This window comes from Arthrobacter sp. 18067, from assembly GCF_902706295.1.
GTDB lineage: Bacteria > Actinomycetota > Actinomycetes > Actinomycetales > Micrococcaceae > Arthrobacter.
Genome location: NZ_CACSJJ010000010.1, coordinates 130039 through 157034, shown reverse-complemented (window position 1 = coordinate 157034; position 26996 = coordinate 130039). Strand labels below are relative to the sequence as shown.

The 26996-nt window shown below is 64.6% G+C and carries 23 protein-coding genes; 7 read left to right on the top strand and 16 right to left on the bottom strand.

The genetic code is table 11. The features are described 5' to 3' along the window. Nucleotides 1–48 precede the first annotated feature (48 nt). Nucleotides 49–855, top strand: coding sequence for a helix-turn-helix domain-containing protein (locus tag GVL04_RS11990; RefSeq protein ID WP_159704477.1), 807 nt, complete (start codon nucleotides 49–51; stop codon nucleotides 853–855). On the opposite strand, the gene GVL04_RS11985 is transcribed toward GVL04_RS11990, so the two are convergent. The 3 genes from GVL04_RS11985 to GVL04_RS11975 all read right to left on the bottom strand — a co-directional run bounded on the left by GVL04_RS11985 (nucleotide 815) and on the right by GVL04_RS11975 (nucleotide 3879). Beyond that, nucleotides 815–2248: a cation:dicarboxylate symporter family transporter gene (locus tag GVL04_RS11985; RefSeq protein WP_235036259.1), complete on the bottom strand. Its 1434-nt coding sequence runs from the start codon at nucleotides 2246–2248 to the stop codon at nucleotides 815–817. The genes GVL04_RS11990 and GVL04_RS11985 overlap by 41 nt on opposite strands. 88 nt (nucleotides 2249–2336) lie before the next feature. Next, complete coding sequence (locus tag GVL04_RS11980) at nucleotides 2337–2816, bottom strand: hypothetical protein (RefSeq protein ID WP_159704474.1); 480 nt, start codon at nucleotides 2814–2816, stop codon at nucleotides 2337–2339. A 112-nt stretch (nucleotides 2817–2928) separates the two neighbouring features. After that, a complete protein-coding gene (locus GVL04_RS11975; RefSeq protein ID WP_159704471.1) occupies nucleotides 2929–3879 on the bottom strand; it encodes an A/G-specific adenine glycosylase in 951 nt (316 codons plus the stop codon). Between the two features lie 136 nt (nucleotides 3880–4015). Between GVL04_RS11975 and GVL04_RS11970 the strand changes: the two genes are divergently transcribed. Then, entirely contained in the window at nucleotides 4016–4738 is a 723-nt protein-coding gene (locus GVL04_RS11970; protein WP_159704468.1) for a hypothetical protein, read from the top strand. On the opposite strand, the gene GVL04_RS11965 is transcribed toward GVL04_RS11970, so the two are convergent. From GVL04_RS11965 to GVL04_RS11935, 7 genes are all read right to left on the bottom strand, one after another. Next, nucleotides 4735–5736: a GNAT family N-acetyltransferase gene (locus tag GVL04_RS11965; RefSeq protein WP_159704465.1), complete on the bottom strand. Its 1002-nt coding sequence runs from the start codon at nucleotides 5734–5736 to the stop codon at nucleotides 4735–4737. The two genes, GVL04_RS11970 and GVL04_RS11965, sit on opposite strands and share 4 nt — an antisense overlap. Before the next feature lie 118 nt (nucleotides 5737–5854). Beyond that, entirely contained in the window at nucleotides 5855–6931 is a 1077-nt protein-coding gene (gene disA / locus GVL04_RS11960) for a DNA integrity scanning diadenylate cyclase DisA (RefSeq protein WP_024819020.1), read from the bottom strand. Between the two features lie 235 nt (nucleotides 6932–7166). Beyond that, on the bottom strand, nucleotides 7167–9029 hold the full coding sequence (atzF, locus tag GVL04_RS11955; RefSeq protein WP_159704462.1) for an allophanate hydrolase: 1863 nt from the start codon (nucleotides 9027–9029) through the stop codon (nucleotides 7167–7169). Further along, nucleotides 9026–12730 (bottom strand): urea carboxylase, encoded by a 3705-nt coding sequence (gene uca, locus GVL04_RS11950; RefSeq protein ID WP_159704459.1) that lies wholly within the window; start codon nucleotides 12728–12730, stop codon nucleotides 9026–9028. The genes atzF and uca overlap by 4 nt, the downstream gene beginning before the upstream one ends. After that, the gene (locus GVL04_RS11945; protein WP_159704456.1) at nucleotides 12727–13383 is read right to left on the bottom strand and encodes an urea amidolyase associated protein UAAP2; all 657 of its coding nucleotides are present in this window, start codon (nucleotides 13381–13383) and stop codon (nucleotides 12727–12729) included. Before GVL04_RS11945 ends, uca begins: the two co-directional genes overlap by 4 nt. Then, nucleotides 13380–14267, bottom strand: a complete 888-nt coding sequence (locus GVL04_RS11940) for an urea amidolyase associated protein UAAP1 (protein WP_235036258.1) — start codon at nucleotides 14265–14267, stop codon at nucleotides 13380–13382. The genes GVL04_RS11945 and GVL04_RS11940 overlap by 4 nt, the downstream gene beginning before the upstream one ends. A gap of 42 nt (nucleotides 14268–14309) precedes the next feature. Continuing rightward, nucleotides 14310–15854 carry an amino acid permease gene (locus GVL04_RS11935; RefSeq protein WP_159704450.1) on the bottom strand — a complete coding sequence of 515 codons (1545 nt, stop codon included), beginning with the start codon at nucleotides 15852–15854 and terminating at the stop codon, nucleotides 14310–14312. 226 nt (nucleotides 15855–16080) lie between these two features. Between GVL04_RS11935 and GVL04_RS11930 the strand changes: the two genes are divergently transcribed. Beyond that, nucleotides 16081–16782: a TetR/AcrR family transcriptional regulator gene (locus GVL04_RS11930; protein ID WP_159704447.1), complete on the top strand. Its 702-nt coding sequence runs from the start codon at nucleotides 16081–16083 to the stop codon at nucleotides 16780–16782. On the opposite strand, the gene GVL04_RS11925 is transcribed toward GVL04_RS11930, so the two are convergent. From GVL04_RS11925 to GVL04_RS11910, 4 genes are read right to left on the bottom strand one after another with little or no spacing between them, the layout of a single operon-like run. Beyond that, complete coding sequence (locus GVL04_RS11925) at nucleotides 16779–17402, bottom strand: Pr6Pr family membrane protein (protein ID WP_159704444.1); 624 nt, start codon at nucleotides 17400–17402, stop codon at nucleotides 16779–16781. The two genes, GVL04_RS11930 and GVL04_RS11925, sit on opposite strands and share 4 nt — an antisense overlap. Nucleotides 17403–17455: 53 nt before the next feature. Then, nucleotides 17456–18829, bottom strand: coding sequence for a DNA repair protein RadA (gene radA, locus GVL04_RS11920; protein WP_159704441.1), 1374 nt, complete (start codon nucleotides 18827–18829; stop codon nucleotides 17456–17458). A gap of 37 nt (nucleotides 18830–18866) precedes the next feature. Further along, nucleotides 18867–19562: a phosphatase PAP2 family protein gene (locus tag GVL04_RS11915; RefSeq protein WP_159704438.1), complete on the bottom strand. Its 696-nt coding sequence runs from the start codon at nucleotides 19560–19562 to the stop codon at nucleotides 18867–18869. Between the two features lie 50 nt (nucleotides 19563–19612). Then, nucleotides 19613–20740: an aromatic acid exporter family protein gene (locus GVL04_RS11910; protein WP_159704435.1), complete on the bottom strand. Its 1128-nt coding sequence runs from the start codon at nucleotides 20738–20740 to the stop codon at nucleotides 19613–19615. Nucleotides 20741–20987: 247 nt separating this feature from the next. On the opposite strand from GVL04_RS11910, the gene pstS reads away from it, so the two are divergent. The 4 genes from pstS (at nucleotide 20988) to pstB (ending at nucleotide 25149) form a co-directional block, all read left to right on the top strand. After that, nucleotides 20988–22109, top strand: coding sequence for a phosphate ABC transporter substrate-binding protein PstS (pstS, locus tag GVL04_RS11905; protein ID WP_159704432.1), 1122 nt, complete (start codon nucleotides 20988–20990; stop codon nucleotides 22107–22109). 153 nt (nucleotides 22110–22262) lie between these two features. Beyond that, the gene (gene pstC, locus GVL04_RS11900) at nucleotides 22263–23195 is read left to right on the top strand and encodes a phosphate ABC transporter permease subunit PstC (protein WP_159704429.1); all 933 of its coding nucleotides are present in this window, start codon (nucleotides 22263–22265) and stop codon (nucleotides 23193–23195) included. Next, entirely contained in the window at nucleotides 23196–24299 is a 1104-nt protein-coding gene (pstA, locus tag GVL04_RS11895) for a phosphate ABC transporter permease PstA (protein ID WP_159704426.1), read from the top strand. Between the two features lie 70 nt (nucleotides 24300–24369). Continuing rightward, nucleotides 24370–25149 carry a phosphate ABC transporter ATP-binding protein PstB gene (gene pstB / locus GVL04_RS11890; RefSeq protein ID WP_159704423.1) on the top strand — a complete coding sequence of 260 codons (780 nt, stop codon included), beginning with the start codon at nucleotides 24370–24372 and terminating at the stop codon, nucleotides 25147–25149. 173 nt (nucleotides 25150–25322) lie between these two features. On the opposite strand, the gene GVL04_RS11885 is transcribed toward pstB, so the two are convergent. Continuing rightward, a complete protein-coding gene (locus GVL04_RS11885; RefSeq protein WP_159704420.1) occupies nucleotides 25323–26339 on the bottom strand; it encodes an inorganic phosphate transporter in 1017 nt (338 codons plus the stop codon). 1 nt (nucleotide 26340) lies between these two features. Then, nucleotides 26341–26958, bottom strand: coding sequence for a DUF47 domain-containing protein (locus tag GVL04_RS11880; RefSeq protein ID WP_159704417.1), 618 nt, complete (start codon nucleotides 26956–26958; stop codon nucleotides 26341–26343). Between the last annotated feature and the right edge of the window lie 38 nt (nucleotides 26959–26996).

The window sequence follows — 26996 nt, the reverse complement described above, 5'->3', positions numbered from 1 at the left end:
GATTCGCGACGGATTTTCGCGAGTGGCAAGGTTCCTGGGAAGGCTCCAATGACGGATTCATTCAGAGGCATCCTCTATCCCGCGCGGCTGCCCACCTTCCACCGCTTCCCTGCGCCCGCTGCCGTGGCGGATCTTGTGCAGTGGTTCTGGATTCCCGAGTGGGACATTGAGCCCGGCCGCTCGTCCCGCCAGCACGTGATCGCCTACCCGACGTCCAATCTGGTGGTGGAGCCCGCTGATGTGGTCTTCTCGGGACCCGCAACCCGTGCCTCTTACCGGGACCTGACGGGCAAGGGCTGGGCCGTAGGCGCTTTGCTGCGACCGGCAGCTGTCCCGCTGTTTACGAATGCCCCCGGCACTCTTCGGGACGCAGAGGTGGCGATGGAGTTGGGGGAACTGCACGCGTCCGTCTCCGCTGCCATGAATTCGCCCCGCGGCGAAGCAACGCACGACGGCGGTACCCACCGCGAGCGGGCAGTGGAAGCCTTCGCTGACTGGCTGGCTTCCTTGGATGTTGTGCTGTCCGAGGAGGCTTTGCTCGCCAACCGGATGATGGACATCATCGCGTCCGAGCCGGAGGTGGTCCTGCTCGAGGACGCGGCTTCCCGTCTTGCGGTGTCCCCGCGAACACTGCAACGGATCGCGAAGAAGTACGTCGGGTTGAGTCCCTCCGCCCTGATCCGGCGCCGAAGACTGCAGGATGCTGCCGAGCGCGCCCGGTCCGAGCCGACAGCGGACCTTGCCGCGATCGCCGTCGAACTTGGCTACGCGGACCATGCGCACCTGACGAACGACTTCCGGAAGTACCTGGGCTTCACGCCGAGTACGTATCGGAGGTCAGCTGCGGAGTCTTGAGTGCCGAAGGCTCGGCTGCCGGGTCGGTGTCCTCCGGCGTCGAGTCCTCCCCGCGGAAGGCTGCCAGCATCGCCTCGCGGTCGAATTGGCCCTCCCATTTGGACACCACGAACGTGGCGACGCAGTTGCCGAGCAGGTTGACCACAACCCGCATGGAGTCCATCAACCGGTCCGCTCCCAGCAGGAGTGCAACCCCGGCCACCGGGAAGATCCCAAGTGCTCCGGCCGTCGCGGAGAGGGCAAGGAAGGCTGAGCCGGGGACGCCGGCCATGCCCTTGGACGTCAACATCAGGATGCCCAGTGCGGCCAGTTGCTGCCCCAGATCCAGGTTGTGGCCAAAGGCCTGGGCGAGGAAAAGGAGTGAGATGGAAAGGTAGAGTGCGGCGCCGTCGAGATTGAAGGAGTATCCGGTGGGCACCACAAGGCCCGTAGTAGCCCGCGAGCAGCCCGCATTGGTCAGCTTGGTCATGATCCGGGGGAGCACGGATTCAGTGGAGGCCGTGCCCAGGGCAAGCATGAATTCTTCGCGGGAGTACTTGATGAACTGCCACAGGGGTACGCGCGGGTAGACCCAGGCCACCACAAAGAGCAGTCCGATGAAGACCAACGCTGAGCCGTAGCACGCAGCCACCAGCAGGGCGTAGGTGCTCAGGGAGCTGAGTCCGTACTGGCCGATGATGAAGGCCATGGCACCGAAGGCGCCAACCGGGGCAACGCGCATCACCCAGGACATGATCTTGAAAAAGAGTTCCAGCGTCGTCTCCATGAGGTCGATGACTGGCTTGCACTTCTCGCGGCCCACCACCACGATGGCCGCACCAAAGAAGACGGCGAAGCACAGGACCTGCAGCAGGGTGTTGGACGCGAATGCCCCCACGACGCTGGTGGGGATGATGCCCAACAGGAACTGTCCCGCGTCCTTGGGCGGGGCGGCGGTGGTCTTGGCGTTCACTGCATCCTCGGACAAGGATGCCGGGTCGATGTTCAGGCCGGCGCCCGGCTGCACAATGTTGGCAACTACCAGCCCGAAGGCCAGCGCGAAGAGTGTGGCAGCGGTGAAGTAGATCAGTGCCTTGACGCCCACCCGGCCGACCGACTTCACGTCCCCCACGGCGGAGATTCCTGTGACAATGACCAGGAAAATCAGCGGTGCGATGATCATTTTGATGAGCTGGATGAAGCCATCGCCGAGTGGACGAAGCGCGGAGCCGACGCTTGGCCATAAGTAGCCTATGGCGATGCCCAGCACCACGGCCACCAGGATTTGGAAGAACAAGGACTTGTACAGCGGCTTCTTAACTGCTGGGTTCACGGCGACTGTGGGTGCGGGGATTTTCAAGAGGGCGCCTATCTGTGCGAGGGCCACGGCAGGGTCGCGGCTGGAATCACACATGACGCTATGAGGGCCTTGTTTCCGAATTGCTAATTCTGTGGACTCCTTGTGTTTAATATCGGAATCAAGTTTTCAGGATGCGGAAACTCTAGGCCTGGCTCAGTCCGTCCGCATCAAGCACCAAACCCGCCGAAATCACCCGGCCGCATTGTTCGCCGTAGGGATAGTCGCCCTTCGGCGTAAACGTCAGCGTGCGCACGGGCAAGGCTATGCCGGCTGGGGAGGTGCCGCTTACGGTTGCCTCGATGGCTGATTCGGAGATCGAGGGCATTTCCAGGAAGCCCTGCAGGGTCCCATCAGGTGACGATGTAGCCGAGCACACGCCCTCCGGAGAGCACCCCTGATCCACGGCGACCGAACCCGGATGCAGCACCAGCTCTTTGTCCGTGCATTCGCCGTCCAGGCAGGACTTGAGTCGAAGGGAGCCAACGTCCTTGGCATAGCTCGCCGACACTGTCAGGGACACGCCGGCAACATGCCCAATGGCCGGGCAGGCCGCACCCGGATAGCACCCCGGAAGCAACGCCGCTGTGCCGGCAAGGGTCAACGCCAATCCGATTCTGCCCATGTTTCAGGGTAGGACTGCCCGGGTGTGGTGTCTCCGGCAAAGCGAAATCGGAACTTCCATCGTTATGGGCCGGAGAACTCCGTTGCCGAACCGATACCGCTCCAGCCGAGCGCTAGGCCGGAAGCCGCAACCCCCCGTCGTGCATTTCTGCCAAGCCGTCCACCAACAGGCCATCCAGTGCGCGCTCAAGCTGCTCCGGCGCCGAGTTGAGCCGGTGCAGAGCGGCGAGCGGGATCCCGATGCCCGACGGCGCGAATCCGAGGTCCGCCGGTGCTTGCTCGAACATCTCGCGTGGCACGGGGGTGGCGGCTTCGCGAAGGACTGCCATTACGGCGCCACGGACCTGGCGGTCGGTGCCATGCCAGGACTGGCCCTTGGGCGTGTACGACGGCGGCGGCTCACCGGCGGCGAGCCAGGCGCAGCTTGCGCGGACGGGACAGTCAGCGCACTTGGGATTCCGCGCCGTGCAAACCATGGCGCCGAGTTCCATGACGGACGCGTTCCAGCGCACGGACAGTTGCTGGTCTTCGGGGAGGAGCGCGTCGGCCAAGCGCATTTCGCCTGCGGTCAGCGCCGGCGCAGGAAGTGCGTTCCCGGAAATAAGGCGTGCGTGGACACGCCGGATGTTGGTGTCCACCACAGTCTCGCGGCGGCCGAAAGCAAAAGCGGCGACGGCGGCAGCTGTGTAACTGCCGACGCCCGGGAGCCCCAGAAGCTCGGCATAGTTGTCAGGAACGCTGCCGCCGTGCTGCTCGCGGATGGCGACGGCGGCGGCATGCAGCCGCAAAGCACGGCGTGGATAGCCGAGGCGGCCCCAATGACGGACGGCTTCGCCTGACGGCTCGTCGGCAAGGTGGGCAGGGGTGGGCCAGCGTTCCATCCAGTCGCGCCACACCGGGAGAACCCGCACCACGGGTGTCTGTTGGAGCATGACTTCGCTGACCAGGATGCCCCACGGTGTGCAGTCTGGCTCGCGCCACGGCAGGTCCCTGGCCGTTTCTGCGAACCAGTGGTCCAGGGCGTCGTGGAGCTTGGTCAATTGGCCGGACTCGGGAAGTGTCATACTGCCCTCAACTGTAGTGGATTACCGTTCGGCGCAGCCGCGCTCCAGCCTCATGGCCGACGTCACACAGCCCGGGATTGGGCCGCTGCGGCGTGTAGGTTAGGTACCCCGACGGCCGCGAGCCTAGCCTAGAACCATGGCCAACAAGGGTAAGCAGCAGTCGACCGCGCGCTCAACAGCGCCGGCGAAGGGTGCTGCCCGTGGCTCATCCCGCGCCGGAACCTCGGAAAAAAGTACCCCGGGTCCCAGGCGCCGACCGAGCCCTGCCGTGTACCGCCGTCGTCGGCAGGTTGTTTTTGGTGCCCTGCTGCTGGTGATCGTCTTGATCGTGGTCGCTGTGGTGGCCATTACTGGTGCGATGACCGGGAACTCCGAACCCCAGGCAGTCAGCACGCCGGACGCGTCCCAGGCACAAACGCAGGGCAGCGCTCCGTCAGGGACGCCGTCGCCCTCCGCCTCTCCTACACCGGTATGCGACTTCAACCTCATGACCGTCGCCGCCAAAACCGACAAGCCTGCCTACGGCGCCGAGGACAAGCCGCTGCTCACCATGACCATTACCAACGGCGGAACAGCCCCGTGTGAAGTCAACGTGGGTACGTCCCAAATGGAGTATCTGGTGATGAGCGGCTCAGACCGTATCTTCTCGTCCAAGGACTGCCAGACCGGCGGCGAGGACCTTATCAAGACCATCCAGCCCGGCAAGAGCGAGACCGCAAACTTCCCGTGGCAGCGCAACCGGACACTGGAAGGCTGTGGCGCGATCACTGCCAAGCCCGGTGGCGGCGGGGCTTATTACACGTTCGAGGCCCGACTTGGAAACAAGGCCAGCCCGAAGGCCGTGTTCCAACTGAACTAGTTCGCGCCGGTACGCCGGCCAGAACCCCGGACGGACGCCACCATACGGCGTCCTCCCAGAACCATGCGTTTGACCCGGTAGAAGAGTTCCGGTGACATGGCCACCAGTCCTTGCTTCGCGGATCGCCCGGCCGCGTCCCGGAGCCGGCCAAGCAGTGGCGGGCTGCCCAGGCTTTCGATGACCTGAACGTGGGTGGCGAACTCCCATTTGTAGGTTTCGGCGCCCTGGAGGAAGTCGAAAGCCCTATGGCCCGCCTCATAGCTGTGCCGCAGCATGCGCAACAGCATCTCCTTGCCAATTCCATGCTTAGCGAAGGCAGGGCTGTAGGCAGGAATGAGCGCCAGGTAGTCGTCCAGCCAAACGAAACCTGAGTGGAAAGCAACGTACTCGTCCCCCACTTTCAGCGTGGACAGGACCAGGTGCCCTTCTTCAAACAAGCCCCGGAGCATGGCTACGGCTTCGGCGCTCTCAAGTGCCTCGTGCCCGCCCCTGTACTGCTGGATTTTCCATTTGATGCAGGTGTTGAAGGCTTCAATGTCGCGATTGTCGAAGACGAACTCCGGCTCGCCAAACTGCTCAACCAGTTTACGGAGCCGCTGGCGCTGGGTTCTCAGAAGGCTCTTGCTGCGCTTCCGGATGAGGGCCAAATAGGCATCCCACGTTTCAAACGTCTCCCAAAGAACCAAGGGTGCCGGATCAAGGGGCATCTCCGGAACAACCGACGTAGGGTCTTCATCCGGCAGTGCGATCACGGACGTCACTACCTTGGGGACATACCCCACGGTTCCGTCCGGCACGGTTTCCCTGTCGGGGTTTGGCAGTGGTTTCACGTAGTCATAAAAGGGTCCGCTGTGGACAACCCTTTTCCCGTTGATTTCTGCGAGCCGGACTTGCGCCGTGCTTCCCGGGATTCCGTACGTTTTGAGTTCAGTGCTCTTTGCTCGGTAGAAGTCGCGGGCAAGAGCCGTCAGAAAGGCGTCGGAAGCGTAAAAGTCCATGCTGGTGTTTCCCCTGAAAATGCCCGGAAGGGCATGACGATATAGCCCAAATGGTGTGGGCAGACCTGTTTTCTGGGGGATAAAGCAACTGAGCCGGCTGAGTCCGACCACAGACAGTCTAGAGGAAGCGGTCCAACAGGCTGGCCTCCGCCATGCGGCTCAATCCTTCGCGGACCGTGCGGGCGCGCTGATCGCCGATGCCGTCCACTGTCATGAGGTCATCGATGGTGGCTGCCATCAGGTTCTGGAGACCGCCGAAGTAGTCCACCAATCGATCGGCAACTGCCTTGGGCACGGACTTCAAACCTGAAAGCAGCCGGTAACCGCGCGGCTGGACCACTGCGTCCAACTGCTCAACCCCACCGGCGAAACCGATGATGTGGGCGATGCGGCTGAGGTCGATAAGTTCCGTCGGGCCCAGGTTGAGAAGGGCCTGGACGGCTTCCTCGATCTCCTCAGGGGTGGCATCCGGGTCCGAGTAGTCACGGATAATGACGTCACTGCCCGGCCCGCGGCCCATGGTGAGCTCCTCCACCTGGAGGGACAGGAGCCGGCCGTCTTCGCCGAGTTCCAGGACGTACTGGGCAATTTCCTCGGAGATGCGCCGGACCATTTCCTGGCGCTGGAGAGTGACTGCCACGTCCCGGACGGTAACGAGGGCTTCGATTTCGAGGGCTGAGAGGGAACTGGTGACCTGGTCCAGCCTGGCGCTGTACCGTTCCAGCGTGGCCAAGGCCTGGTTGGCGCGGGCGAGGACCTTTTCCGAACCCTCCAGCACGTGGCGCAACCCGTTCACGTAGAGCGCGATGATTTGCATGGACTGGCTGACGGAGATCACGGGAACGCCGGTCTGGATGGCCACGCGCTCAGCCGTGCGGTGCCTGGTGCCGGATTCCTGGGTTTCGATGCTTGAATCCGGGACCAACTGGACTGCGGCGCGCACAATGTTGCTGGCGTCCTTGTCACAGATGATGGCGCCGTCCATCTTGGCCAGCTCACGCAGGCGTGTGGGCGAGAAGTCGATGCCGATATCGAATCCGCCCGAACAGATGGAGTCGATGGTGCGGTCGTAGCCCAACACGATCAGAGCGCCGGTCCGTCCACGGAGGATGCGTTCCAGGCCATCACGCAACGGAGTTCCGGGTGCGACTCTGGCCAGGGTCGCCTTAAGCGACTCTTCCGGGCTCCGGGCCATAGGGTTTCCCTTCGAAGGTGCAAGCCACGGCTCACAGACAAGCTGAATCCGGCGTCAGTAGGCACTCACAAAAAATGCCCCAATGACGACAAGCACCATGATAGGGCTTCCGGGCACCGTTAACCGCACCAGCAAGCCGCAAAGTGGGTCATTTCGTTATCTTCGGCGATGCCCGGAAAGTGGTTTGGCGGCCAATCGCCGGGACCCCCATTTCCGCTGATCAGCCGCCTGCCGCCTAGATCCGGCCTCGCCCCAGTCCGGTCAGCAAAGCTCCTCCCGCCTCGCGCCAAAATCCGTGGCCTCCCGATCCAGCCGCGTCATTCTCCAGGTATTTAATCCAATCGCGGTACTCGGTAATGTCCCGTCCTTCTGCCGCCGCCACAGCGTCACAGGCAAAGCCCACGGCTTTGCTGCCATCGTCCAGCGTGATGGAACCCAGCAGCATGGGTTCCGGCAGTTCCGCAAGAAATGAACCAAGCCCGGCCTCTGAAAGCAGCCACCTCTCGGCCACGAGCCCGGCGCCCCGGGCTGATCGCACCACACCGGGCTTGGGCGGTGTGGTCTTTAATGCCACCAACCGATACTGCGGGTCCGTGGTCACCCCGCCGTCCCAGAAAGCGCCGCGGCGTTCCAGCTCAGCCGCCAGTGGCTGCCCCTTCCGGTGCGCCCCTACCACGACGAGGGGAACGACGGCGGCTCCCGCAGCAACCGGCCACGGAACCTTGCGGCCGGGCGACGTCGCGGGTGCGGCTCCGACTGCGAACAACTCCGGATTCTCCGGGGTCAGTTCAATACGCCGCGCGATGTCCGCGGCCACCCCGTCTTCGAAGGTCCGGGCAACCACGGTCAGACCGAACTGGGCGGTGCTGTTTGTTTCGTCCGCGCCGCCTTTTTCGGTGACGGTACCCGCTGGCACCGCAACGGCACTGAGATCGAAGAGGTTGCAGAAATTGGTATAGGTACCCATCCGGGAATTGACCCCCACGGGATCGGCTGCGACCTCTGCCAGCGTCGGATGGAACGGTGCCGTGGGAACTATCAGCGCATCGAAGCCGTCCAACCGCCCCATGGCTTGGTGCTTGAGATGCTCCAACGCCGCCGTGTCCGCCACATACTGGTGCGCAGGGACCTCGCCCGCAGCCCTGATGATGCCGGCCACCGTTGCGTCGAGCGTTGCGGACGCCCCGCCGGACGTCACCGAGTCAATGAAGCTGCCGACGGCGGCGTAGCGTTCGGCCACCAATCCGCCGTCGTACAGCAGCCGTGCGGCCTCCAGGAAGACGTCCAGTTCGATGGCTTCGGCCACTACTCCCGTGGACCGCAACCGCTCGATCTGTGCATGGAACGCTGACGCCCACGCTTCCGGGAGTGCCGGCAGAGCGGCAGGATAGGCCACCCGCGGCGTGGACGGCGCCGCAACCTTGGCGTCCGCGGGCCAGGCGCGGCCCTGCCCGGCCATGATCCCCATGGCGAGCTCCGCAGTGGCGAGGTCGCGGGCGAAGATCGTTGCTGTATCCCAGGAACGGCAGGCAGGAACCACGCCTTCGGTGGACACCACACCCCGGGTGGGTTTGATCCCCACGATCCCCTGCAGCGCGGCCGGAACCCGGCCCGAACCCGCGGTATCCGTCCCAATGGCCACGTCCACCAATCCGAGGGCAACGGCCACCGCAGAACCTGAACTAGAGCCGCCGGAGATCCTCTCGGGACGCCTCGAATCACGGACGGCACCATAGGGGCTGCGCGTTCCGACCAAGCCAGTGGCGAACTGGTCCAGATTGGTGGCCCCCAGCACCAGAGCGCCCGCAGCGCGGAGCCTCGCAACCGGTACCGCATCCCGGGCGGGTACATCCCCAAAGCCGGGGCACGCCGCCGTCGTGGTTAAACCGGCAACATCCACGTTGTTCTTCACGGCGAGCAGGAGGCCAGCAAGCGGCAGGTTCTCACCGGCCGCCACGGCGGCGTCAATCCGGTCCGCTTCTGCGAGCAGTTCGTCCCGCCCCCGCAGGTGGATCCAGATTTCAGGACGGTCGACGGCGTCAATCGCCTGGAGCGCTGCCTGGACGCGTTTCGCTGTGACTCCGGTGGGGCTGTTCATGACGCGCTTCCTTCAAAGACGAGGGCGGGTTCCCGGACGTCCACAGGCTCCAGGACCACCAGTGCTTCGCCTGCCACCACTTGGGTGCCGGCCATGGGCAGGACCCGTTGGACCACGCCATCTACCGGAGCCTGGATGACCGTCTCCATCTTCATCGCTTCAAGGGAGACCAGCGGCTGGCCGGCCACCACGAGGTCCCCCGGTTCCACGTCCACTTTCCAGACGCTGGCCGCGAACGGTGACGTCACCAAAGTGCCGCCGTCGGGCACTACGACGTCGTCGGCCGGTGGGGCCAGTGAAACGGCTTGTTCGGCACGGTCGAACTCGCCGGCCTCCTCCCAAGCCAGGCGCTCCACGGCGAAAGCGGCCGATTGGGTCTCGCGGAACTCTGCAATGGACACGCTGTTGCGGTCCAGGAATTCCTCATGCTCCGCCAGCGAGAACGTGCCGTCCTGGATCTCTACGCCGCGGCCACGGCCCGCAGCCATGTCTGCGCGTAGGTCCAGGAGCTCCTCGGGGCTGACGGGGTACCAGGAAATGCGGTCGAAGAACCGGAGCAGCCACGGGGAGCCCGGTTCAAACGGCGCCGAATCCGCGTACCGCGACCAAACCTGGGTGGTGCGGCCCACGAACTGGTAGCCGCCGGGACCTTCCATGCCGTAAATGCACATGTAGGCCCCACCGATGCCTACGGCGTTCTCAGGTGTCCACGTGCGGGCAGGGTTGTACTTGGTGGTGACCAGCCGGTGCCGCGGATCCAATGGAGTTGCCACCGGTGCTCCCAGGTACACGTCGCCCAGGCCCAGGACGAGGTACTCGGCGTTGAAGACGGTATCGAAGACGTCGTTGACGGAGTCCAGGCCGTTGATGCGGCGGATGAACTCGATGTTCCACGGGCACCACGGGGCGTCGTCGCGGACACCGGCCATGTAGCGCTCGATTGCCTCACGGGTGGCAGGGTCGTCCCAGGACAAGGGGAGACGGACGCTGCGGCTGGGCACCACCAGCTCCGAGCTCGCTGGGAGTGATGCGTCCACCTCGCGCACCAGGCCCAAGAGCTTTGAGGTGGGAAGGACGGAAGGATCGGCCTTGATCTGCAGGGAGCGGATGCCCGGCGTCAGATCCACGATGCCCGGGATGGTGAGTAGTTCGAGTTCCTGGTGCAGGGCGTGGACACGGGCCCGGAGGCCAAGGTCCAACACCATGTCGCCGTACTCCACCAACAGGTTGTCATCACCGGAGCGTCGGTAGGTGACCGCAGGCCGTCCGTCGCCTTCGGGCAGCCGGCCCAGCACACCGTCGTCGCCATCTCCGCGAAGTAGGCCGGCGGTGCCTGAAGCCGAACCGGAAGCCGCGCCGGCGCCCGTGTTGAAACCGGCGCTACCTGGCAGAATCAGCTGCCTCGCAGCGCCAAGTTCGTTAGCGGAAGGCGCCTCAACCGAGCGGATGGGCACAAAGCGGACCTTATCGCCCGGACGGAGTTGGCCCAGCTTCCAGCGCTCGCCGGTCACCACCGTGACGGGGCAGACGAAACCGCCAAGGCTGGGACCATCAGGGCCCAGGAGGATGGGAGTGTCGCCGGTGAAGTCCAGGGCACCCACCGAATAGGCGGTGTCGTGGATGTTGGAGGGGTGTAGTCCGGCCTCGCCGCCGTCCTTGCGTGCCCAGCGCGGCTTGGGGCCGATCAGGCGGACACCGGTTCGGGCGGAGTTGAAGTGGACCTCGTATTCGGCGGCATAGAGCTCTTCAATGTCTTCGCGTTGGAAGAATTCCGGTGCGCCATGCGGCCCTTCCACTACCTTCAGCTCCCATTCCGTGGTGAGTGCCGGGCGGCTCTCTGCCGGAACCGCGCCGGGGACGGTCTCAGGCAGGTGACCGGTGACGGTGCGGAGCACATCGCTGGCCCGCAGCACGCGGCCGCCGTGGCCGCCGAACTGGCCCAACGTGAAGGTGGACGCACTGCCGAGGTACTGGGGAACGTCAAGCCCGCCTTCGAACAGGATGTAACCCCTGAGCCCTGATCCGTCAGCCGATCCGACATCCAGAAGGCCGTTGTCAGGGACAGTGATGGGCTCCCACATGCTGGCCGGGTTGCCGTTGACGGTCACAGTGACGTCCGCGCCGGTGACGCACACCGTGGTGGCGTGGGTGAAACGGAGCGCCGGTCCGGCCATGGTGAATTCCAGGCCGGGTGCGCCCTCAGGATTGCCCAGCGCGGTGTTGCCCAGCCGGAACGACAAATCATCCATGGGTCCACTCGGCGGCACTCCGATCTGCCACAGCCCCGTCCTGCCCGGCCAATCCTGCACACTGGTCTGGAGGCCCGGCCGTTCAATGGTGATCCGCGGTTCAGGATCACCCACGGTGTTCAGGGTTCCGGTGGAATGCTGTGCGGTACGGACCACGTCCATCCCGGCCACGGCGCGCAGCATGCCCAGGTTGGTCTTGATGCCATCAATGCGGGTTTCCGCCAACGCGGCAGCCAGGGCGTCGAAGGCGGCGTCGCGGGTTGTGCCGGACGTGATGACCTTGCCCAGCAGGGGATCGTAACTGGTGGAGACTTCGCTGCCGGTCTCCACCCAGGCGTCAATGCGTACGACGTCGGAGGCCGGGTACTGCGCGTTGGTGACCGTTCCGGCGCTGGGCTGGAAGTTGCGGGCCGGGTCTTCTGCATAGATGCGGGCTTCCACAGCGTGTCCTGAGACGGGCACATTGTCCGGCACGCCATTAAGCACGGGCTCTTGCTGGGCGAGGTTCAGCATCCACTCCACCAGGTCCACGCCGGTGATGGCCTCGGTGACTGGGTGCTCTACTTGCAGCCGTGCATTGACTTCCAGGAAGGATGCTTCCTGGCGGATGGGGTCGTAGACGAACTCCACCGTTCCGGCCGAGCGGTAGCCCACGGAGGCGCACAGCGCGCGGGAGCTTCGGTGCAGTTCCTCCCTTAACGCATCAGGCAGATCCGGTGCGGGGGCTTCTTCAAGCACTTTCTGGTGGCGGCGTTGCAGCGAGCAGTCACGGTCGCCGAGGCTCACCACGCGGCCCTCACCGTCGCCGAACACCTGGACTTCCACGTGGCGGGCGTGTTCGATGTAGCGTTCGGCAAAGACGCCTGCCGTTCCAAAGCTGGAGCTGGCCAGGCGGGCCACCCGGGAGTAGTTGTCGCGGAGTTCGGCTTCGTCGCGGCAGACGGCCATGCCGATGCCGCCGCCACCGCCGGTTGCCTTGAGCATGAGCGGGAAACCGATGGTGTGCGATGCTGCCACGGCTTCGTCCAGGTCCTCCAGGAGGCCAGATCCCGCGATCATGGGAACGCCGGCGCGTTGCGCGGCATCGCGGGCGGTGTGCTTGGTCCCGAAAATCCGGAGCTGGTCCGGGGTGGGGCCTACAAAAACCAGGCCGGCCGCCTCAACAGCTTCCGCGAAGGCCGCGTCCTCGGACAGGAATCCGTAGCCGGGATGAATGGCGCCGGCCCCGGTGGCAGCCGCGGCCTTGAGGATGGCGTCAACCTTGAGATAGGACTCTTTGGCGGGTGCAGGTCCCAGCAGGACAGCCTCGTCAGCGAGCTTCACGTGCTTGGCGCCGCGGTCAGCTTCGGAGAAGACGGCCACCGTGCGTAGCCCGGCCTTGCGGGCGGACTCGATGATCCGGCAGGCGATCTCGCCGCGGTTGGCAATGAGAAGGGTGTCGAAGCGGTTCATGCGCGGGCCTCCGGACGTGTGACGATCATGCGCACCGGCGTGGGGTTGAAGCCGTTGCAGGGGTTGTTGATTTGGGGGCAATTGGACACCAGTACCAACGTGTCCACTTCGGCGCGGAGTGCCACCCGCTTTCCGGGCGCGGACAGCCCGTCCACGATGCCCAGCGCGCCGTCAGGATCCACCGGCACGTTCATGAACCAGTTGATGTTGGACACCAAGTCCTTCTTTCCGAGGTCCCACTTGGCGCCTTCAATGAGGAAATTCTCAACGCAGGCGTGCTGTTCGTGGGTGTGCTGGCCGTAGCGGAGCGTGTTGGACTCTTGGGAGCAGGCGCCGCCGATGGTGTCGTGGGCGCCAACTTCGTCCGCCACCACTGTCATGAGTTCCTGGCCGCTGTCGGCGCGGAGGATCGAGCCAGTGGTGAGGAAGATGCTGCCCTGTGTTGCGATGGTCACGGCGGCCGAGTACCGGGTACTGGTGTCTTTGGCCGCGTAGAGAATGCAGTCCACGGCCTGGTTGCCGTCGAGGTCCACAATGGTGAGGACGTCTCCGGCTTCAACCACGGCCGACCACGGGCCGCGGGCTTCCACCAGTTCGTCCAGTTCGACGCGGCCAGGGACCAGTGCGGGGCTGATTTCTGTGATGGCGTTCATGCGGAGGTCCTTGCGTTGTAGTCGAGTTCTGTGTTGTGGAGGGCCAGGCGCCCCTCTGGGCCCAGGTCTACGTTGAGGCTTCCGTCCACCAGGGCTTGGAGGTCCTGCGGAGCCCTCCACGCGACGATGTCCACGGCGCTTCCCGTGAACTCAGCACGCGGGTCCAACGGGTGGGCGGTATTGGCCAGTACCAACACTGCGTCCATGTGGAGGAGAAGTTCGACGGCGGCCCCGGCACCGGCGCTGCCGGCGAACGTGATGCTGCCGTCCACGTCCACGGTGACGCCCTTGAAGAACGACAACGACGGAGGGAGTTCTTTCTGGCTGATGCCATGCTTCATGCCGCCCAGCGTCAACAGTTCACGGCCTGCCGGTGACGGGCTGTGCGCTGATCCGGCACCGTACTTTGCGGTGTTTCCGGCCAGATGGGTGGTGCCGGTGAGGGCATCGTGGTTGCCCGACGAGTCGGCCACCACGGTGGCCATCAGCCGCCCGGCGTCGGACAGCACGGGGTGGCCGGTGGTCAAGTACGCCTGCCACGGGACCTTGACCGTGTCCGCGACGTTGAGCCGCTCGTGCTGGGCGCCGCTCCGGATGAGGACAGCGTGAACACAGGCATCGCCGTCGAGGTCTGTGATCCTGATGCGCGTCCCGCGGGCCAGTTCCAGATGGGTGTAGCGGCCAAAGGCCAGTGTCTCGGCCCAGGTCAACGTGGTCTTTGCCTCCGCAGGGAGGCTCTCCGTCAACCGGGCCGGAGCGGAAGCGGCCGGGACATGGATCATGGTCTCCGCTGCCCGGCCGTGTTGGGCCCGGGCGTGCAGCTTGGCGCCCGCCGTGGTGGCGGTTCCGTTTTCAGTAGTCCGTGTTTCGAGAGTCTGTGTCATGGCATTCATTTCTGTGCGTGAGCGGGATGGTCGTGCGGCGGGTCAGCGGGCAGGGTTGGTGGGGTCCGATGCCTCTGCCGCTTTGTTCTGCCGTACCCGGAGGTTCCGCCGGACCCAGATGCCCAGGAGCAGGACGGCGCCAACCATGATGGGGGCGGAAAAGAGCAGGATTCCGTGTTCCCCGGAGGGGTCGTACACCTCGGGGCGGGGCCATGACAGGTTGATGACCATCAGGGCGCCGTACAGGACGGCCAGGACGTTGACAGGCAGACCCCAACGGCCCAAGGAGAACAGTCCCGCCGGCATGGTCTGGCCCACCCGGCCCCAGTCACCCCGGAAGCGGCTGAGCAACTGCGGGACCGTGACCATCAGGTACGCCAGGTACACCATCACGATGCACACACTGCAGAGGGTGGTGAAGAGAGCGGAGTTGCCGATGTTGATGGCGAGGATCCCCACAGCCAGGGCGCCGATCGCGATGGAGGGCCACATGGGGGTTCCGCGTTTGGGGTGGACCTTCGCCAGCCGGGCGGAGGCCGGAAGCTTGCCGTCACGGGCCATGGAGAACACCAGCCGTGAACCGGCCGTCTGGATGGCCAGGGTGCAGACAAAGATGGCGATTGCCACGTCCACCAGCAGCACCTTGCCCCAGAACGTGCCCAACACGGCCGTCAGCACGTAGGGGAGTCCCTCGGTGGCGAGCCTGCCGTCGTCGAGGCTTGGCGCGGCCATCAGTGCCGCGATAATCATGAGTCCGCCGCCAATGCCTGAAATGATCAGCGCCGAGAGAATGGTGCGCGGTGCGGTCTTGCGGGGATTCTTGGTTTCCTCTGAGAGTTCACCGGCTGAGTTGAAGCCGACCATCACGTACGCGGCCATCAGGCCGGAGACCAGGAAGGCACCCACGGCACCAAGGTCCGAGGTAGTGACCACACTGACGTCCGCTACCACCTCCGGGCCGCGCTGCGCCGCTGAGAACAGGGCAAGGATTACTGCGGCGACGCCTACAATCTCGCAAGTGACGCCGATGGAGTTCACATGGGACATGAGCCTCACGCCGAGGCAGTTGATCACAGTGGTGATCACCAGGAGTATGGCGCCAAGGATCACTGCGTTGGCCGCGCCCGTGGGGGATGCCAGTGAGGGGTCGCCGCCCACCACCTGGAATCCGTCCCATAACTGTGGGAGGACCACCTGGAGGGCGATGGCTGCCGCCGCAGCTGTGATCACCTGGGCGATTGCCATGAACCAGCCGGCGAACCAGCCCACCACTTCGCCACCCATGCGCCGCGACCATTGATAGACGGCGCCGGACAACGGGTATCTGGCGGCGAGTTCAGCGAAGTTCAGGGCTACCAGGAGCTGGCCCACCAGCACCACGGGCCAGGTCCAGAAAAAGGCCGGGCCGGCAAAGGAGTAGCCGAAAGCGAAGAGCTGAAAGATGGTGGTCAGGATGGAGACGAACGAAAAACCTGCGGCGAACGATGCGTAGCGGCCCAGCTTGCGGTGCAGGGTGGGCTGGTAGCCGAGGGCTGTCAGGTCTGCGTCGTCAGTGCGGCTGGCCGTCGTCGAAAGGGTGGAAGTCATCGGGTTCTCCGTGTCTGGAACGGGATAGGGGACCAGCCCGGAAAGGTTTTGACTACCCGCCGGAATATCGGTCACTTGATAGTTTTCCAGCGCGGTGTCCCCGCGACGTTTCGCCGATGTAAAGCCTTGGTTACCGTGCGTTTCGGGGAAGTAAAGGAAATCTCACCGTCGGCTCAGCAGGCCGTGAACGGCTCTTTTGGCGGTGCTGCGATGCAAGAATGAAAGGGTGAGTACAGTCGGACCGGGACGCCCCCGCAAGCAGCAAGCGCTACGCCGGGGAGCCACAGCCCGCGACGAAATCCTGGACGCGGCGGCCGAGCTCTTTACCGGCCAAGGATTCGCCAACACGTCCACGCGGGCCATCGCTGACGCTGTCGGAATCCGGCAGTCATCGCTGTATCACCACTTCTCCACCAAGGACGAGATCTTGGGCGAGCTTCTTGGCGGGACGGTGTCCACCAGCCTGGCCTTCGCCCGTGCGGTGCACGGCCACCCGGGGGAAGCCGGGCGTGGCCCGGTTGCCGCCGCAGCGCGGCTGCATGCGGTGGTGCTGTTCGACGGTTCGCAGCTCTGCAGTTCCCGCTGGAACCTCGGCGTGCTGTACCACCTTCCGGAGGCCAGGGCGGAGATCTTCCAGCCGTTCATGGAAGCCCGGAAGGAACTTCGGACCATTTACGGAGACTTGGGGCGGGAACTGACGGCGGTGGCCGATTCGGACGTCAACCTCGGAGAAACGGCCTTCCGGCTGGTGGAATCCTTGATCAACCTCCGCGCGGACGGACTGATCTCGTCAGACTCGGCGGCCACCACGGCCGACACCGTGATGTTCCTCGCGGGACTCAGGCACGAACTTCCGGCGGTGAGGGTTACCGGTGGTGAACTCATCAGGCGGTTTGGAGAGCCGACGCCCGCCGCGAAGAGCGCCTAGTAGTCCACCTGCCGCTTCAGCTTGTTCCCAAGCCACAGCATCGCCAGGCTCACCACGAGGAAGCCCACGGAGATGGCGAGTCCAAAGATGATCACGCCGCCCCAGCCGCCGGCTCGTGAGGGGTCGATGAACCAGTACGGATACCAGTTCACGAACGCTCCGCGGATCAGGCTGTAGACGAGGTAGCCGATGGGATAGAGCAGCCAGTACCAAATGTGCCTGGGTTGCAGGGTGGCCAGCGGGGGCTGGAAGAGCCAGTCCGCCACCATCACTACGGGGATCAGGTAGTGCACCACGAAATTGACCCACGGCAGCAGCGAACCGAGGTCCTCGCCCGCCAACAGTGCTCCAAAAACAAGGCCCACCACGGCCATGGCGATGGTGGCTGAGCCACGGGTGACATCGTCAATTTCGCTGGGGCGCTTGCGGATCAGGACCCTGTACCCGCTGATGAGGAGCACCAACGCGGCAAAGATATTGGACAGATTGGTGAAGTAGCTGAAGAAGTTCCAGAGGTCATAGCCCATGCCCAGATGAACTGTCAGCTGTGTCCCCACCGCCACCAAGGTCAAAAGGCCAAAGAAAAAGCGTCCCCCAATAAGCACAGTTCTCTTGGTCATGACCCAATCCTTGCCGAAACCGCAGCTCAGAGCCGCTCGACACCCCGGAAGGGTTAAGTGATCAGAAGTTCGAGGGCCTCCGCCAAGTGACCTACCTCGCGCACCGAGAAGCCGTCGGGGATGACCCCGGCGCCCGCCGGGCTGGCCGGAACGATCGCGTGGGTGAAGCCGAGGCGGTGTGCTTCCTGGATGCGCTGGTTGATCCCGGGAACAGGACGGACCTCGCCGGCCAAGCCAACCTCGCCAAAGGCAATCAGGCGCTGGGGGAGGGCCTTCCGGGACTTAGCGGAGGCAACCGCGAGGGCCACAGCCAAGTCAGTGGCGGGCTCCGTGAGCTTCACGCCGCCGACCGTTGCCACGTAGGAGTCGTCCTTGTGCAGCATGCAGCCTGCCCGCTGCTGAAGAACCGCGAGCAGCATGGCCACCCTGGAGCTTTCCAGCCCGCTGGTGGCCCGGCGTGGTTGCGAATTGGCGCTCTCGGCAAGAAGCGATTGAACCTCTGCCAGCAGCGGCCGGCGACCCTCCATGGTCACCGTGATGCACGTTCCGGAAACGGGCTCACGCGTCCGCGAAACGAACAGTCCGCTGGGGTCCGCCAGGCCTTCGATGCCGGCCTCATTCAGATCGAAGCAACCGACGTCGTCCGTCGCACCGTAGCGGTTCTTCACCGCCCTCAGCAGGCGCAGGCGGGAGTGACGCTCACCTTCGAACTGGCACACGACATCCACCAGGTGTTCCAGCAGCCGCGGCCCGGCGATGGTGCCTTCCTTGGTCACGTGGCCCACCAGGAGCGTGGTCATGTTGCGGCGCTTGGCTGCGGCAATGATGGAGGCAGCTACCTCGCGCACCTGGGATACGCCGCCGGCACTGCCTTCGACATCCGCGCTGCTCAGCGTTTGCACGGAGTCCACAATCAACAGCTTGGGTTCCAACTTCTCCACCTGGCCAAGCGCCTGCCCAAGATCAGTTTCGGCAGAAAGATAAAGAGTATGGGCGACGGCGTCGATGCGCTCGGCGCGCAGCTTCACCTGTGCCGCGGATTCTTCGCCGGTGATGTACAGAACATCCTGACCCGTGCGCGCGAACTTCGCCGCGACATCCAGCAACAGCGTGGACTTCCCGACGCCGGGTTCCCCCGCGAGCAGGATGACGGCGCCGGGGACGAGCCCTCCTCCCAGGACGCGGTCGAGTTCGTCCACGCCCGTGGGCAGGAACGCCGCAGTGGTCCCATCCACCTCGGCGATACGGCGGGCCGGCTCCAAAACGGTAGCGGCCGCCGTCGTACGCGCGACAGTGGCGCCGTACTCCTCAACGGTTCCCCAGGCCTGGCACTCACCACACCTGCCCACCCACTTGATGGCGGTCCAGCCGCATTCGGCGCACTTGTAGGCGGGTGTCTTGGATGCGCGCGAGGTCTTGGAAGCCATAGGTTCAAGGTTAGTCGCGGGCACTGACAGGATTGGCCTACGCGGCCCGCCCGTGCCGCGCCGCATCCACGAATACCGCTACTCCCGTCACGCCAAGTGCCACCCCGAGCGAAGCAACCACGTCCGTCAGCCAGTGGTACCCAAGGTAGACCCGGCTGTAGGCGACCAGCAGCGTCAGCAACGCGGCGCCCGCGAAGGCGAGCACCGCCGTCGTTCGCGTGCTCGAACGCGAGACGATCAGGTAGGTGAGGACCAACGCGAAGATGCCGGCGCCGAGCGTGTGGCCGGACGGGAAGGACAGGGCGTCGTCCGGGCCAAGGAGGAAATCGGAGGACGGCGGCCGGGAGCGGCCCACATCCTGCTTGATGAGGGTGGAAAGAACAACGGCGAGCAACATAGCGCCCATGAGCACGGCCGGCCGCCATAGTTCCCGCTTCCAGACCGTCCAGGTGACGGCCACCGCCACGCCAATGGCCGTCATCCACGCGGGTGAGGTCACCGTAGTCAACGCCGTGAGGACAGCCGTGAGCACCGGGCTGCGTGAATCGACCATGAAACTGTGGACCGTGCCATCCATGGTGGCCATCCCGGTCTCGGACAACACTGCGGCGAACATGAACCAGAAGATGGCGTCGCCGGCCACCAGCAAACCGCCTGCCCAGAGGGACAGGGGCCGCTGCCGTTGCCGGAGCGCCGGCGCAGCCCGGAATCGTGTGGATAAGGCAGGGGTCATCGGCCCATTCTGCCAAACAGGTCTGAGGCTTCTCTGGAAGGAACGGCGGGCTACAGCGCCGGCAGCACCGCCCGCGCTTCCTCCGGCTCCATTCCGCTGGCCTCCAACAGGTCCACCATGAGCGGCCGGAACAGCATCACCACGGTCTCGCCCTCCAGCCTTTGGACGTCCAGCATCTTGGGGTGCAGGCGGGCGGCGATGTCCGAGAGGTCGTTCCGGGCGCGGCGCAGGTGTACCCGGCGGGTCCCTTCGCTCTGCTCGGACAATCCAATGGTCATCTCGTCGATCGCCGCAGCCGTTTCCTGCAGGACTTCGGAGATGCTGTCGATCGCTTCATCGGACAACGCGGCATGGTTGATCGCGCTGGTGAGCCGCCGGGCGAACACCCGGCTGTTACGCAGGGCGAGGTCGATGTATTCCAAGGAGTGTTCCAGGCCGGCGAGTTCGTCGCGATGCCTGCGATGCGCGGGGGCCAGCGTTGCCACCTCACCGGACGCCCGCAGCGTCTGCCGCATCCGGTCCACCAGGGGCTGGCAGTTCCGGCCACGGATCAGCGCGTGCCAGGCGAGGGTGGAGTCGCTTTCGATCAGCGCCTTGCCACACTCACGCAGAACTTCGGCAAGCTCGTAAAGGATCTTCTGGACGTCCTTGCGGGGCTCGCGGCGCGGATCCTTCGGCACCAGGATGGTCACCAGCAGGGCGAACACACCGCCAACCACGGCATCCAGGCTTCGCGTGAAGGGCCCGCCGGCCGGGGCCGGCAGCAGCACCACCAGCAACGACTGCAGCCCCAGTTGGGTGGTGAAAATAGTGCCGCTGTCCAGGAACCTGGCCAGCAGGATGGAGAAAAGAAGTACGACGGCGGCCTGCCAGATCCCAGCGCCCAGCCAGTGAAGCAGCAAATCACCAACAACGATGCCCAGTGTGCAGCCAAGGCCCACCTCTATCACCCGGCGCAGCCGCGGGTCACGGGAGAACCCGAGGGCAATCAGGGACGACGTAGCTGCAAACAGCGGTCCTTGGTGGCCCAGGACATACTCGGCGAAAGCGTAGGCGCCTACGGCGCACACTGTCATCTGGATGGCCGGTGTCAACGAATTCCGGCTGCGGACCAAACCGGTCCGGACTCTGGCGCGCAGGAACCTCTTGCTTGCAGAAAATCCCTTCGCGGCAGCCATGTCGTCCAGTCTATTTGCCCGGCAATGGTTCCGACGAAGGCACGGACGGCAACCGGGGCACCGCTCAAGGTGGCGCGCGCCACATAACCCAATGGTCCGCCGTCGTTCACTTTCCGTTCACCTTCCACCGCAGGTCCCGTTACCTGCGCTCCTTACCTTCAGTAAAGGAACAAAAGGTCCTCAGCTCGCGCACGCCGAAATCTCCGTTCGGCCCGCATCGAAGAATCCCTGGAAGGGGCACATCCAAGTGAAGGCAACTCACTTCGGCCGCAACGCGGCAATCGCGGTCATCGCAGCCGGCGCTCTCGCGCTCACTGCTTGCGGTTCAGACAACGCAACGAACACGCCTGCTGGTACCCAGTCGGCCGCATCCGGCACCAAGGTCACCGGCACGCTGACCGGTATCGGCGCCTCCTCCACCGGCGCAGCCATGGACGCTTGGAAGGCCGGTTTCTCCACCGCCAACTCCGGCGCCACGGTCCAGTACTCCCCGGACGGTTCCGGCGCAGGCCGCAAGGCCATCATCGACGGCTCGGCACAGTTCGCCGGTTCTGACGCCTACCTGAAGGACGAAGAGCTCGAGAGCTCCAAAGCCAAGTGCGGCCCCGACGGCGCCATCAACATCCCGGTGTACATCTCCCCGATCGCCGTGGCCTTCAACATCCCGGACGTCAAGGAATTGAAGCTCGACGCCGCAACTGTCGCCAAGATCTTCCGCGGCGAAATCGCCAACTGGAACGACCCCGCAATCGCCGCCCTCAACGAAGGCGTCACCCTCCCGGATCTCAAGGTCACCCCGGTGAACCGTTCTGACGACTCCGGCACCACCACCAACTTCACCGACTACCTCGCAGCTGCTGCTCCCGAGGTCTGGACGGACAAGGCTGCCGGCATCTGGCCCGCCACCCTGGCCGGCGAAAACGCCAAGGGCACCTCCGGCGTCGTCAAGACCGTCACCGACACCCCCGGTGCCGTGACCTACGCTGATGACTCCGCTGTCTCCGGCAAGCTGGGCACCGCCTCCATCAAGGTCGGCGAAGAGTTCGTCAAGATCTCCGCTGATGCCGCCGCCAAGGCAGTCGAAGCCGGCAAGCCCGTTGACGGCCGCGCCGCCAACGACGTCGCCATCAAGCTGGACCGCAAGACCACCGCGTCGGGCGCCTACCCTGTAGTCCTCGTTTCGTACCACGTAGTTTGCACCACCTACGAAACTGCTGCTGTTGCTGACCTGGTGAAGGCCTTCGAAAGCTACGTCGTCTCCGACGAAGGACAGAAGACCGCAGCCGACGCCGCAAAGTCCGCGCCGCTCTCCAAGACCCTGCAGGACAAGGCCACAGCCGCTATCGAAACCATCAAGGCCAAGTCCTAAGGTTTCCCGGCGGGTTTGCTTGAACCCGGCTGAACATTGAAGTTCCCTGTCCCGCGCGGTGTGGCCCCGGGCCCGAGTGGCCGCAGTGCCACTCGCGCGGGGCAGGGAACTTAGCCATGTAAGACCAGTTCACTGAGACTGAAGGATCGTGAAGTGACCACCAACTCCCTGACAACCTCCCAAGGCGCAGGACGCGCCGGGGACAAGGTTTTCTCCGGGGCCGCCATGGCCGCAGGGTGCCTGATTCTCGCGGTCCTCTTCGGAGTCGCGTTGTTCCTTGTGGTGCAGGCTATCCCTGCGCTCACCGCCCCTGCCGAAGACATCCAGGGCGGAAACGGCTTCTTCGCCTACATTGCCCCGATCGTGGTGGGCACCCTGATTGCCGCCGTGATCGCCCTCGTCATCGCCACCCCGGTGGCAATCGGCGTGGCCCTGTTCATCTCCCACTACGCCCCGCGCCGGCTCGCTTCCGGCCTCGGCTATGTGGTGGACCTGCTCGCCGCCATTCCCTCCGTGGTCTACGGCGCCTGGGGTGCGGCCTTCCTGGCCAAGGAAATCTCCCCGGCCTACGACTGGCTGGCCACCTACCTCGGCTGGATCCCGATCTTCGAAGGACCGGCATCCGCGACCGGCAAGACCATCCTGACCGCAGGCATCGTCCTTTCCGTCATGGTCCTGCCCATCATTACCTCCCTGTCCCGCGAAATCTTCCTGCAGACCCCCAAGCTGCACGAGGAAGCAGCGCTCGCACTTGGAGCTACCCGCTGGGAAATGATCGAGATGGCCGTGCTGCCGTTTGGCCGCCCGGGCATCATCAGCGCCATCATGCTGGGCCTTGGCCGAGCACTCGGCGAGACCATGGCCGTTGCACTGGTGCTCTCTTCCGGTGTCCTGACCGCCAGCCTCATCCAGTCCGGCAACCAGACCATCGCTGCCGAAATTGCCCTGAACTTCCCCGAAGCCAGCGGTATCAAGGTCAACACGTTGATCGCTGCCGGCCTGGTGCTGTTCGTCATCACCCTGGGCGTGAACATGATCGCCCGCTGGATCATCACCCGGCACAAAGAATTCTCGGGAGCCAACTAAATGACCGCCACAGTAGTCCGCAAGCGCTCCGCGCTCACCAAGGGCCAGCTGCCAAAGTTCGCGCCCTACATTGTCCTGGCCGTCGCACTGATCGTCGGCGCGGCAATCCTGGCGCTCATCGGCTTCAACGCCTTTGGCTGGGGCCTTGTCTCGGCCATCCTGTTTGCAGTGGGCCTGGTCTCCTGGAGCGGCGCAGTTGAAGGCGCGCGGAAAGCCAAGGACAAGCTCGCCACCTGCCTGGTGGTGGGTTCGTTCCTGATTGCACTCCTGCCCCTGATCTCGGTCATCTTTACCGTGCTGGTCAACGGCATCCCCGGCCTGATTACCCCCGGCTTCCTGGGCACGTCCATGAACGGCGTTACGGGAGCCTTCGACAACAAGGCCGTGGAGGAAGGCGCCCCGGTCCTCGGCGGCATCTACCACGCGCTGATGGGCACCCTCCAGATCACGCTCCTCGCCACGGTCATCTCCGTGCCGGTTGGCCTGCTCACGTCGATTTACCTGGTGGAATACGGCAACGACCGTCCGCTGGCCCGCGCCATCACGTTCTTCGTGGATGTCATGACCGGCATCCCGTCCATCGTGGCCGGCCTCTTCGCGGCAGCGTTCTTCTTCGCCATCGTGGGCCCCGGCACCAAGACCGGTGCGGTTGCCGCCGTCGCGCTTTCCGTCCTGATGATCCCGGTGGTGGTCCGTTCCAGCGAGGAAATGCTGAAAATCGTCCCGAACGAGCTTCGCGAGGCCTCCTACGCGCTGGGTGTCCGTAAGTGGCGCACCATCACCAAGGTGGTCATCCCGACGGCGATCTCCGGCATCGCGTCCGGCGTCACGTTGGCGATCGCCCGCGTTATCGGTGAAACCGCGCCGATCCTGGTGACCGCAGGTTTCGCCACCACCATCAACAACAACGTATTCGGTGGCTGGATGGCCTCGCTGCCGACGTTCATTTACACGCAGATCCTCAACCCGACGTCGCCGTCCAACCCTGAGCCCTCGGACCAGAGGGCATGGGGCGCCGCGCTGGTGCTGATCATCCTGGTGATGCTCCTGAACCTCGGAGCCCGCCTCATCGCCCGTCTGTTCGCGCCCAAAACGGGACGCTGACCGGGCCGGCCGCCGCTTTTGCACGGCCCACCCTTCACACTTCCACACCCCCAAGGAACAAAGGAACACCATGTCCAAGCGCATCGACGTCAAAGACCTCAATGTCTACTACGGCAACTTCCTGGCCGTCGAGGACGTCAACATCAACATCCAGGCCAAGTCCGTCACGGCCTTCATCGGTCCGTCCGGCTGCGGCAAGTCCACCTTCCTCCGCACGCTGAACCGCATGCACGAGGTCCTCCCCGGCGCACGCGTCGAGGGCGAGGTCCTCCTGGACGGAAACAACTTCTATGGCCCCGGCGTTGACCCGGTCACCGTCCGCACCCAGGTGGGCATGGTCTTCCAGCGCCCCAACCCGTTCCCCACCATGTCCATCCGCGACAACGTGCTGGCCGGTGTAAAGCTGAACAACAAGAAGATCTCCAAGGGGGCAGCCGATGCACTCGTGGAGAAGTCCCTGGTGGGCGCCAACCTGTGGAACGAAGTCAAGGACCGCCTGGACAAGCCCGGCTCCGGCCTTTCCGGTGGTCAGCAGCAGCGCCTCTGCATCGCCCGCGCCATTGCCGTTGAGCCCCAGGTGATCCTCATGGACGAGCCGTGCTCCGCCCTGGACCCCATCTCCACGCTGGCCGTCGAGGACCTCATCAACGAGCTCAAGGACCAGTACACCGTGGTGATCGTGACCCACAACATGCAGCAGGCCGCGCGTGTATCGGACAAGACCGCGTTCTTCAACATCGCAGGCACCGGCAAGCCGGGCAAGCTCATCGAGTTCGCCGACACCACCAGCATCTTCAACAACCCTGGCCAGAAGGCGACGGAAGACTACGTCTCCGGTCGCTTCGGATAAGGGTTCCGCAGGTTCCGGCTTCTATGGGGGGAGTCGGCAGATAACGACGGCGGCCGTCGCCTTGGGGGTACGGCCGCCGTCGTTTTTTTCTTACCCAACTGAGTAACAGCAAACGTCGCAATGAGCGCTCATTGCGACGTTTGCTGTTACTCAGTTGGGCGTGGCTGCGAAGGTTAGAGGTCCGCGAGGGGCGAGAACGCCAGCTCCAGGATGAACGCCGCTGCGGCTGTGACCAGCGGAGTCACCACCCAGAACAGCAGGATCCTCCGGACCAGTCGCCGGTTGACTGTGTGGAATCGCTGGTTCACGCCCGAACCCAGCACCGAGGCGGTCAACGTATGCGTGGTGGAGAGCGGCAGATGAAAACCGATGGCGCCGACAAAGAGCATCACGGACGTCAGCGTTTGCGCCACGAAGCCGCGCAGCGGATCCACCCGGATGAGCTTGTGGCCAAGGGTGTGGGAGATCCGCCAGCCGCCAAACATGGTGCCCGCAGTAAGCATGACGGCCGTGAGCAGCAGGATCCACAGGGGCACATCCTCGCCGCCGGACAGCCCCGCGGCCACTATGGCCAGCACAATGACGGCCGCTGTTCGCTGCCCATCCTGAAGGCCGTGCCCGAACGCCACGGCGGCAGTGGACACGGCCTGCGCACGGCGGAAGCGCCGGTTCACCACATTGGGCTGCGTGTATCGGGCTGCCCACGTTACGGGCCAGACCAGCAGGTACGCTGCTGCGAACGCGATAACCGGGGACAGAATCAATGGCAGTGCCACTTGGGTCAGGAGGACGTTGTCCATGCCACCCACCGCGTTGCCGCCCACCAGGACGCTCGCGGCGCCGGCGCCAATCAGGCCGCCGACCAGCGAGTTGGTGGAGGACAAGGGGATACCGCGCCACCACGCGTACACACCCCAAAGGATTGCTGCCGTGAGGGCGGAGGCGAGGATGGTCAGCCCGCTGGTGCCACTGGGCAGGGTGATCCACGACTGCGTGAAAGCCAGGACGAAGGTGCCGCTGAGCATGGCGCCGACAAAGTTGAAGAGGGCGGCAAGGAGGACCGCAATTGAAGGAGTGAGGGCGCGGGTCCGGGTGGAAAGCGCGACGGCGTTGGAGACGTCGCGGAAGCCGTTGAGGAACGCGAACCCGGAGGCCAGGCCGACTACCAGGACCAGGATGGCGATGGTCACGTCATGATTCCTTGACGATGATGCTGCCTACCTGGGTGGCGACCTTCCGCATGTCCTTGGTAACTTCCACCAGTTGGTTGGCGATGTCCCGGTGCCGCGCGTATTGCGTGGACTTCATATCCTTGAGCATCTCTGCCACCCAGATCCGGTGCGTCCGTTCTGCCCGCTTCGCGAGTCGGAGGATTTCGATCCAGTAGTCCTCAAGTTCGTCCAGGTCCTCGAGCTTCCGCATGGCGTCCACGGTCAGCTCTGCCTGCCGGCTGATGATCTCCAGCTGGTCTGCAGCCCGTTTGGGGAGGCGGTCCAGTTTGTAGAGGGCCACGAGGTCGCCGGCGGCGTCCAGCTTCTCCATTGCCTCGGTGAGGTGCCGGGACAGTGTGTACATGTCCTCGCGGGGGAGCGGATTCACGAAGCTCGTCCGCATGTGTGTCAGCAGCGCGAAGTGCAGGTCCAGGGATTTGGACTCATGCTCGTGAAGTTCTTCTGCGAGGCGCTCGTGCTCGCTTGCCGGGGCTCCGAGTATTTCGGAGAGCGTTCCGGTGGCGGCCACGATGACGCCGGCCATCTGCGCGAGCAGAACGAGCCCGGCAGGTTCCTGAGGGAAAAGGCGCAGCTTCATATCGCTTTCCGGGCTGGGGACGGATGGGCGGCGGGCGG